General features: G+C 45.4%; 7 protein-coding genes and 1 pseudogene. 2 read left to right on the top strand and 6 right to left on the bottom strand.

Going from position 1 to position 9,110, the window contains the following annotated elements; all coding sequences use genetic code 11:
• The first annotated feature begins 99 nt into the window (after window positions 1-99).
• Window positions 100-291, top strand: coding sequence for a hypothetical protein (locus QUA45_RS26255; protein ID WP_333101015.1), 192 nt, complete (start codon window positions 100-102; stop codon window positions 289-291).
• Between the two features lie 430 nt (window positions 292-721).
• Here the strand turns inward: QUA45_RS26255 and QUA45_RS26250 are convergent, their stop codons facing one another.
• From QUA45_RS26250 to QUA45_RS26235, 4 genes are all read right to left on the bottom strand, one after another.
• Window positions 722-2,014, bottom strand: coding sequence for a response regulator (locus QUA45_RS26250; RefSeq protein WP_333101016.1), 1,293 nt, complete (start codon window positions 2,012-2,014; stop codon window positions 722-724).
• Between the two features lie 58 nt (window positions 2,015-2,072).
• Complete coding sequence (locus QUA45_RS26245; RefSeq protein WP_333101017.1) at window positions 2,073-4,583, bottom strand: ATP-binding protein; 2,511 nt, start codon at window positions 4,581-4,583, stop codon at window positions 2,073-2,075.
• Window positions 4,584-4,610: 27 nt separating this feature from the next.
• Complete coding sequence (modA, locus tag QUA45_RS26240; protein ID WP_333101018.1) at window positions 4,611-5,399, bottom strand: molybdate ABC transporter substrate-binding protein; 789 nt, start codon at window positions 5,397-5,399, stop codon at window positions 4,611-4,613.
• A 99-nt stretch (window positions 5,400-5,498) separates the two neighbouring features.
• Window positions 5,499-6,233 (bottom strand): methyltransferase domain-containing protein, encoded by a 735-nt coding sequence (locus tag QUA45_RS26235; RefSeq protein ID WP_333101019.1) that lies wholly within the window; start codon window positions 6,231-6,233, stop codon window positions 5,499-5,501.
• A gap of 52 nt (window positions 6,234-6,285) precedes the next feature.
• Between QUA45_RS26235 and QUA45_RS26230 the strand changes: the two are divergent.
• Window positions 6,286-6,558, top strand: a pseudogene (locus QUA45_RS26230) (DUF1348 family protein).
• A gap of 189 nt (window positions 6,559-6,747) precedes the next feature.
• On the opposite strand, the gene QUA45_RS26225 reads toward QUA45_RS26230, so the two are convergent.
• Both QUA45_RS26225 and QUA45_RS26220 read right to left on the bottom strand, forming a co-directional pair.
• Window positions 6,748-7,065 carry a hypothetical protein gene (locus QUA45_RS26225; protein ID WP_333222689.1) on the bottom strand — a complete coding sequence of 106 codons (318 nt, stop codon included), beginning with the start codon at window positions 7,063-7,065 and terminating at the stop codon, window positions 6,748-6,750.
• A gap of 1,522 nt (window positions 7,066-8,587) precedes the next feature.
• On the bottom strand, window positions 8,588-8,827 hold the full coding sequence (locus QUA45_RS26220) for a hypothetical protein (protein ID WP_333222687.1): 240 nt from the start codon (window positions 8,825-8,827) through the stop codon (window positions 8,588-8,590).
• Window positions 8,828-9,110 lie beyond the last annotated feature (283 nt).

Raw genomic sequence — 9,110 nt, 5'->3', positions numbered from 1 at the left:
TTCCCTAACTGGTTAACGATTTTTTTTCATTTTACCTCATTTTTTAAAAGTCTCATACTTATTTGAAATGACTATAATCTCTGTACAGCGAATACCGAAATGGCTGCGATTTTCGCGCGATCTCAACCACAATATTTTGAGAAAAATGAAGCTTTTAGTATGGGCTTAGCTTGGCTAATTTCGACTCTACCGAATCGGCAAGTATTGTATTTGCATAACGGTAGTAGTGGCGACTATACGAGCTTCATAGGTTTGGACAAAAGCGAGCAAACAGGAGTAGCTATCCTCTAGAATTATAGTGACGCAGCAAATGATGGTTTCTCGGTGACTGAAACGGCAATAACGATATTAATGTAATTAGCTTCGCCGTAGAGACAGCTAATACATGGACCGCCAATATAAAAAATAGTTTAATGCGTTACTGGTAGGTCAATACGCTTGGGATAAGACACTCATGGAGACAAAACACTGTGAAAAATAAATAGATACTGCGAAGGCGCGTGCCTGGCCGAAGGGCTTATGCTTCGCCCAAAGCTCTCTTCGGATAAAAAAAATTAACTGAACCGTATTGACTGGTAGGTAGGGGTTGAGGTGCGTAATACACGCCCTACATTATGAGTTTGTGAGCAAGCCCTATTAGCATACAATCCTAACTACTATTCTCTAAGATAAAGAGTATTCAAATTGATTGATAATTGTTGCCGGAACCGTAACTCTTATTTTAAGCAACCTCTACTATGATCTGTCGCACCGGAATCTGTACGACAAACTCAGTGCCCTTCTCCAGAGTGGAATCACACTCAATTTTGCCACCGTGTTTTTCAGTGACGATTTGATGACTGATCGACAGTCCCAAACCAATGCCTTTCCCCGCGGGTTTGGTGGTGAAGAACGGATCGAATAGTTTAGAGCGAATGAGTTCCGGGATACCGACTCCATTATCGGCAATGCTAATCACGATCGAGTTAGCACTAGCGATCGAGGTGCTGATGGTAATGGTAGGTTGTTGGTTATCCCTGACACCTGATGTCTGCAAGGCATCGATCGCATTGCTGAGGATATTCATGAATACCTGGTTGAGTTGACTGGGGTGGCATTCGACCTCCGGTAATTGCCCGTAATTTTTGATGACTTCGATGGCCGGAAAATCTGGTCTGGCTTTCAGACGGTGTTGCAAAATCAACAGAGTGCTGTCGATACCGGCATGGATATCAACGGGTTTGCAATCGGCTTCATCGAGGCGGGAGAAGTTGCGCAGGGAGAGCACCAGTTGGCCAATCCGATCGCTCCCCATTTTCATCGAACCCAGTATCTTCCACAAATCTTCTTGCAAAAATTCCAGATCCAGGTATTCTGCCCGCTCTCGGATTTCTGCTACCGGATTGGGATAGTGCTTCTGGTACAATTGCACCAAGTCCAGCAGATCCTGAGTGTATTGTTTGACATAGTTCAGGTTGCCTTGAATGAAATTCACCGGGTTGTTGATTTCGTGTGCCACTCCCGCCACCAATTGGGCTAGGGCAGACATTTTTTCACCTTGCACTAGATGCACTTGGGCTTGCTTGAAACTTTCTAAGGCTTGGTTGAGTTCGTTGGTGCGCTGTTCCATGATCCGGGTGGCATTCCGCAGTTGGAGATGCACCCGAATCCGTGCCAAGACTTCTTCATGCTGAATCGGCTTGGTGATGTAGTCCACCGCACCCAGGCTCAGCCCTTTGACCTGATCCACCGAGTCGGAGAGGGCGGTCATGAAAATAACTGGAATATCGCGAGTGGCGGGATTAGCTTTGAGCCGCTGACAGGTTTCAAAGCCATCGATCCCTGGCATCATCACATCCAGCAAAATCAAATTGGGCTCAGACAATTGCACTCGTTGCAGGGCAGTTTCACCATTTTTGGCGATCGCCACCCGGTAGCCCTGTTCGCTCAACACATCAAACAATACTTGCAGATTGGTTGGGGTATCATCTACGACTAAGATCGTGTTTTCTTGAGATATAGAATAGACTGACATCAGCAAACTCCTAAATATATTCAAGGCATGAATGGCTAATAGTAGATCGATAAAGTTGCTAAACCCGTGGCTCGATTAGATGCAGAATAGCTTCCTCATCAAACTGTTGACTTAGTTCTAGAACTCGGTTCGCAAAGGCAATATATTCTGGCGCTAATTTCTTTAAGCGATGGGCTTCCTGCTGGATATCGGTCATAAAACCACCCTGAGCGGCAGTATAGAGGGTTGCCAGTTCAGCAGCAGGCGGTATTAAGATGCTAACCTCATCGGCGTTGCTGACAGCGGATTGAGTCGCCTCTGTTTCGGTTTCGTAAATCCACTGCAATTCTAAATATCGCTGCAATTCGGCAAGCAACCCAGTAAACTCGATCGGTTTGGGGAAAAAGCTATTGCACCCAGCATCCAGACTTTCCTGTACATCCACCTGAGACAGAGTAGCAGGGGAGGCAACGATCGGAGTTTGCGCAAAGTCTGGCAATTGTCGCAGGCGACGGGTCATTTCTAAGCCATCCATAATCGCCATATGTACATCGGTAATAATCAAGTCGGGTCGCGTCTGGATAGTGGCATCAAAACCCGCCTGCCCATTATCAGCTTCTATCAGCTTGAAGCCCAGCGGTTCCAACATATTCACTGCCACCAGACGGTTTTCTTGGCGATCGTCAATGACCAGAATTTTGCGTCGTTCGCCCTGATAGCCAATAACCTTGTGGTTGGCGATCGCATTTTGTGTTGTCCAATCCGATGCTGGAAGCAAGTCGATCTCAAACCAAAAACTGCTACCCTGGCCCATTACACTCTCGACGTGAATTTCGCTGTCCATCTTCTGGATGATTTGTTGACCGATGGCAAGTCCTAGTCCAGTGCCTTCGATGTTGCGATCGCGTTTCCCGGCCTGCTCAAAGGGTAAGAAAATCGTGGATAGTTTTTCTGGGGCAATGCCAATGCCAGTGTCTTTAATTTGAAAGCGAATTCTGGAAAGTTTTGAGTTTTGAGTTTTGAGTTCTGAGTTTGAGTCTTCTGATTCCACCGCTTCTACCCGAAACGTGACGGTACCAAAATCGGTAAATTTGACCGCATTGCTGAGCAGGTTGAGCAACACTTGCCGCAGGCGTTTGTCGTCAGCATGGACGGCAGTGGGCAGGTTGCTCGCGGGCTGGTAATGAAACTCTACGCCTTTTTGCACTGCCTTGACGCGGCAAATATCCACAGTAGAAGAGAGGAAGTTAGCCAGATGGAAATCCTGGGGATAGAGTTCCATCTTTTGCACCTCCAGCTTGGACAGATCCAGAATGTCGTTGATCAGGGTGAGTAAATGGGAACCGCATTGATAAATCACCCCCAATCCTTTCATCTGTTTGGCGGTGGTGGCGGGGTCGCGCTGGAGGATTTGGGTATAGCCGAGGATGCCGTTGAGCGGGGTACGGAGTTCGTGGTTCATGTTGGCAAGAAACTCGCTCTTGGTGCGGTTGGCAGCTTCGGCTGCTTCTTTTGCCCGCAATATTTGTAGTTCTACGGACTTGCGATCGCTAATATCGCGGCACACAACAACTCCCCCTTTCAATGCACCACTGGCATCTCTCAGAGGTCTGCTACTAGCTGTCAGCCACAAGCCCTTTGCGGCCTGGCGATGACGAGTAAAGATTTCCATATTGTCTACCTGCTCACCCCGAACAGCCCGCACTAAGGGAATTTGCTCTGTTGGAAGCGGAGTTACCCCATCGGCATGAAACAGTCCATATTGCTCCGACCATTCTTCCGGCTGGCTGTCGGGTATTTTGCCAAACATCTGCTCGGCAGCGGGGTTAAACACCAGGAATCGACCGTTTTCATCGAGAACGAGCACGCCATCGCTCATGCTGTTGAGGATTAGTTGTAACAGGCCAGTCTGGTTTTGAAACGTCTGGTTACTTTGCTGAAGGTCGGTTTCGGCTTGATTCCGCTTCAGGATTTCACGGCAAATCAGGCGGTAAGTCCACAGAATAATTCCTAGGTTGAGGGCGATGCCCACCAGAAATGCCATCATTGCCAGAATTGTTGTGTGGGTGGCAGCTTGCTGTTTCTGCCGCCACCCTACGATTTCGATCGCTTCGATCTGCTGGGTCAGCAGCGTAATCTCGTCGAGCAGTCGTGGGGGGGTGCGATCGATCGCCGCCGCCACCCCTTTGGTGTCCCGGAGTTCCACGCCTTGCCGGAGTTCCCCCACGCGACGCAGGATAAATTCTTCCAGGCGCTTGGTGGCTGCTTGTTGGCGGGGATCGTTCTCTACCAAGCTTTGCAATTGTCGCAATTCTTGATCGACATCGATCGTCCGAAGCCCAAATTTCCTGAAGTCATTTTTGTTTTGGGCGAGCAGGTATTGCCGCTGGATCTTTTCAGCATCCTGAAATGCACTGGTCAACGCTTCCAAACTATTGAGCGCTTTTAGATGTGTGGCGATCTGGCGGTTAGTTTCTAAGGTGCGGTTAGCGCTCCAAAATGCGATTCCACTCACTGCTAATGCCAGAAAAGTGGCTGCTCCCAGGCTCCCGGCAACGGTTTTGAGAAAATTAGAGGGTTGTTTCATCATGTCTGTCTCGTGCTTAGTTTCGTCGATCTAAGACCGCAGAGGGCGGAGTCCAAATTTTTGAAATACTGCCATTGCCCGATCGCTGCTTACAAAGTCCAGATACGCCTGCATTTCCTGGAGATGGGGAGAGGTTTTAACCACAGCCGCACCGGAGTGAATTGGCTCATAGAGGTCTGGCGATACGGTGGCTAATACCTTGACCTTGGCAAAGCCTTTGGCTTCTGGCAGAAAGGTAATGCCCACCTCTGCCTCTCCCTGCTCGACGGCTCGCAAGACTTCCCGCACATCCACTTTTGCCCAGACTGCCTTGGACTCCACTGCCTGAAGGATGCCTAACCGACTCAGAATGGGGTGGGTATATCTGCCAACCGTCAGGTCTTTGTTGCCAATTGCCACTGTTTTGAGGCGATCGCTCGCTAACTCGTGCAAATCATTCAGTTGCACCGCAGAATCAGTCGCTGCAATCACCACAATATCGGTGGTCACTAAGTCCCGACGGCTTTCGGGCAGAATCAGCCCTTGGGCTTGCAGCGCATCCAGCGCGGAAATCTCTGATAACAAAACCCCATCAAAAGGTTCTCCCTGCTCAACGGCTGCCCGGATTACGCTTGTTCCGGCAAAGGTCGGATTCAACCAGATATTGGGGTGTTCCTGCTGATAGAGTCGATCGATTTCCTCCACGGCTGTGCGAACCATGCCTGACGCAGCAACATTGAGCGTCACCGCCTGGATTTGGGGTGGGGAGGAGCAACTGCCCAGCCAGAGGGTGAGCGTCAAGGAGAGGAAGCACAATGTCAGCCGTCGGAGGAGTTTCATATCAGGTTTCCTGAGATTTCAGTTTCTAAGCCTTGGATGGGGCTGTAGATTTCGGAACAGTAACTACAGCGACTCTCGGTTGTCTCTAATATAAAGTCTCTAATATAATTTCTTGGCAATGATACAAACCATTCCATTAATCATCTCGTTCTGAAGTACCTGTAAACCTATTTCAGATAGCCGATCGCACAACCAATTTTTATTGAGCCTCAGTTTTTGGTAAGAACTGGCACTGAATGACCACCTATCGCCCTGTTTTTGATAGAGTAAGTCATGGACTGCTACGCTGTTTTCCTGATACTCCAAGAAACAAGTGAGGATTGTAAGTTCATCACTTTGTACAGGAATAAAACGCTGAGTTCCATGAAGCTCTGCTGAAACATAGTCGCGGAAAGTTAAAATCAACATCCCATTCTCAATCAGCGAGCGCTCAATGTCCAAAAGTAATGAATCGACAGCACTCAATGATTCTAGGTGTGTAAGTGTGTCGCCCATGCAAACAATGAGCTGCGCCTGTTCCTGAATATGTTGCGAGAAATTAAGCAGATCGTCGTGAATGGTATGGATGGAAAGATGTTTAGCGCGATCGCGTAACTCTGAAAGTAGGGCATTACAGAAATCTATAGCTACTACGGAAAAGCCTAATTTCGCTAAAGGAATAGATTGAAATCCTGAGCCTGCACCTAAATCAATGGCTAATCCTCGCGGTGCGGAGTCGAGTCCCAATTGACAAAAAAGAGCGTGATTTCGTTCGATCGCTTCTTCAGGATTTCCTGACATCCAACTGTAAACGGCAGCAAGTTGCTGGTTATAGTGGTCTTGTGCTGTGTTCATTATTATGCTAAGTTCGATGACTCCTTGAAAAGGAGCAAAATCATTCAACCAGATGGAAACTAAACTACCACTGCCACCTTTTACGCGGGAACCTGCTAAAACTAAAGTTCAAATCGCAGAAGATGACTGGAATAGTCGCGATCCAAAACGAGTAGCTTTAGCTTACACCGAAGATTCGCCGTGGCGTAACCCTATCTAATTTTTCAGTGGAAGGTAACAAACTAAGGGTTTCTTAAAACGAAAGTGGGCACAAGAACTAGACTACTGTTTGAAAAATGAACTGTGGAGTTTTACAAAGAAGCTGATTTCTGTGCGCTTTGAATAGCAGTGGCATGAAGGTCAGAGTGCGGATTTCTTCCTTGAAATAATCCCAAAATATCGAAGGAAGAGGGAAAGGGGAAGAGCTGAAAGGGTGACAAAAATGGCTGCAAGACAGTTATGCTGAGCTTTACCACCCTTTTACCTCTTTGATAATTTGACAGTTTATTGGGTGTCAACTAATATATTCTCTAACTTATTCTTGACAAATATCCATAAAAGTTAGCCAATTTTCTGCCCGCCTACCCACTTGAAATGTACTGTGCAAACGATAAATACGTTTGGGTTGTTTGGGACTAGCTACATATTTTTGCGATGCCACTTTTTTGACTAATCTTCCTTCAATAATTGTCTCTGTATAAGCGATGCTTAATAACCAAATTAAGGTCAATATCCTGGGTTCTGATACTTGGACCTCTTCACTGTTATAGCTACCGCTTTTATAATCTCTAAACATTTCTTCTATATCAAATATTTGTTGATAAGTGCTTAGAGCAGCTTTTAAGGTTTTCAATTTAGTTAATATAAACCATGCTTCTTTGACTGTGACTCCGCCATATTTTCCTTTCTATTTACAAGCGACATTAGCTTTAAATCCTTTAAATTTTGCTTGCGGGTGACAACCCCGCCCAAAAGCCAGACAGGGCAAAGATTTGACTCACCTGTGTAAAAAAAAGATAGGTCAAGCTAAAGTTACACTCGATCTATGCCAAAAATATGTTACCTAGATTCTATCAGACTCACTTCCAAAGAGAACTAACCCCCTCTCAATTTTTAGTTATAGAAATAGTGCTCAATCTCTTAACATCAGAAAAACAGGTGAGATTAGAACGACTTGATCGCGTATTTCCGTACCCCATTACCACGCTCAAGTCGTCGCCGCAAGTTACAAAGATTTTTAGATTTACCCCAGCTTACCTTAACCGATCTGTGGTTTCCGCTAATTACCTATTGGTTGACAAATTATTGCCAACCCGGACAGAAATTATCAATCGCGATCGATGCGAAGCCAATGGGGATGTATCAATCTGTTTATGATTAATCTGATATGTCCGCGAAGAGCAATCCCCTTATCTTGGTCCCTGTTACCAAAACGAGGTAGCAGTAATATCAATGAGCAGAGCGCCGTCATCTCAACTATTTTACCCTTATTTAAAGATTATCAGCTCGTGGTTAGGCGATGCCTGAATTCTGTTCAATAGATTTGGTCAACTGGCTGAGAGAGCAAGATGTGTATTTTTGCTTACAACTCAAACGAAATCATTGTATCGAAACCGAAAATATGCTGCAGGCTACGGTTAGATGAGTTAGGGACACGCGCGGAACATCTCTATACTTTCAAGGTGTAAAAGTTAGAAAGACTAAGCCACTTGCAGGATTTGATATTGACTGCAAATGGAAAAGTAATTATCAAGGATGGACAGTTAACGAGGCGTGGTTTCTTCTAACTAACTTAGGTAGTTTACCGGAAGCTATAGCTGCTTATAAGCAACGGATGGGAATTGAGGAAATGTTCCGTGATTGCAAAACATAAGGCTATAATTTACAGGGTACAGGGTTAATAGAAGACAGATTATTTAAAATGATACTATTGATTAAAATTGCCTATATTCGCGACCTTATTGAAGGTACTATAGTCAAAATGAAGCATTTACCAAAGTATATTTTTTGCATCAAGGAACCCCAAAAAACTTATCGCATACGCAGTAAATTTGAGAGTGGGAATGATAGCCAACAGTGGGTTAATTATATTGAAAAATATGCTGAACCTGTGGAAGAGTTAATGAAGTTAACTCCTAATAAGCATCACTTTTATCAAAAAGGTCTCAGGACTAGAACTTTGCTCAGGCAAGGTTTCTAGCTATATTTGTCACCCCCAGGATCGCAGCAGTTGCCCTTAATTTGATGAATCCTCACCGTTTAAGAGATTGGTTGACTCATTGCTGCTACTGTACCTCACAGCATCGGCAAGTGCTGTAAATTCCGTGCGATCGCGGATGGCAGCGCTGCAGAAATAGGGGAAACTGATAGATAGGTTAAATAAAAATGAGCGAAATAAACAAGGTCGCTGGCAGTTTCAGAAGCTCTGAATCCAAGGCTGTATCTACCCCTAAACTCGCTTTTGGAGGGCGCCATATGTTGGCTTCTTTAAGGGAAACCACTCGATTCTCGGAATACGAAAATTCCCCATCCAAAAGCTTTGTATTCAAGGAATCCAGCATCAATGAAGGTGAATATTTTGTTGCCAAAATTTTGGCTGGGGAATCTGACTGCATCGAGAAAATTACCTCGGTACTTCAAAAATCTGGCTCTATCCTGAGAGATTGATAAAGTTTACAGAACTTCTGACGACGGCTCATATCAACTGTAATTAGGCTATGTTATCCTCAGTTGGGATTACGTTAATCCATACAAAAGTTAATTGCTCAAATCGCACAGTTATCAAATAAAATTGAAGAGATAACTCCGGGGCGTATCTACCAATAATGCCCTTAATGGAGTCTCCAAAATGAGTTCTACATTCACTCAAGTTAACTCGCAATCTTATTTTGAAAAACG

Source organism: Microcoleus sp. Pol12A5 (assembly GCF_036701435.1).
In the GTDB taxonomy this organism is placed as follows: Bacteria; Cyanobacteriota; Cyanobacteriia; order Cyanobacteriales; family Microcoleaceae; genus Microcoleus.
Note: the sequence above shows the minus strand (reverse complement) of the source record. Positions and strands in the feature narration are given on the sequence as shown.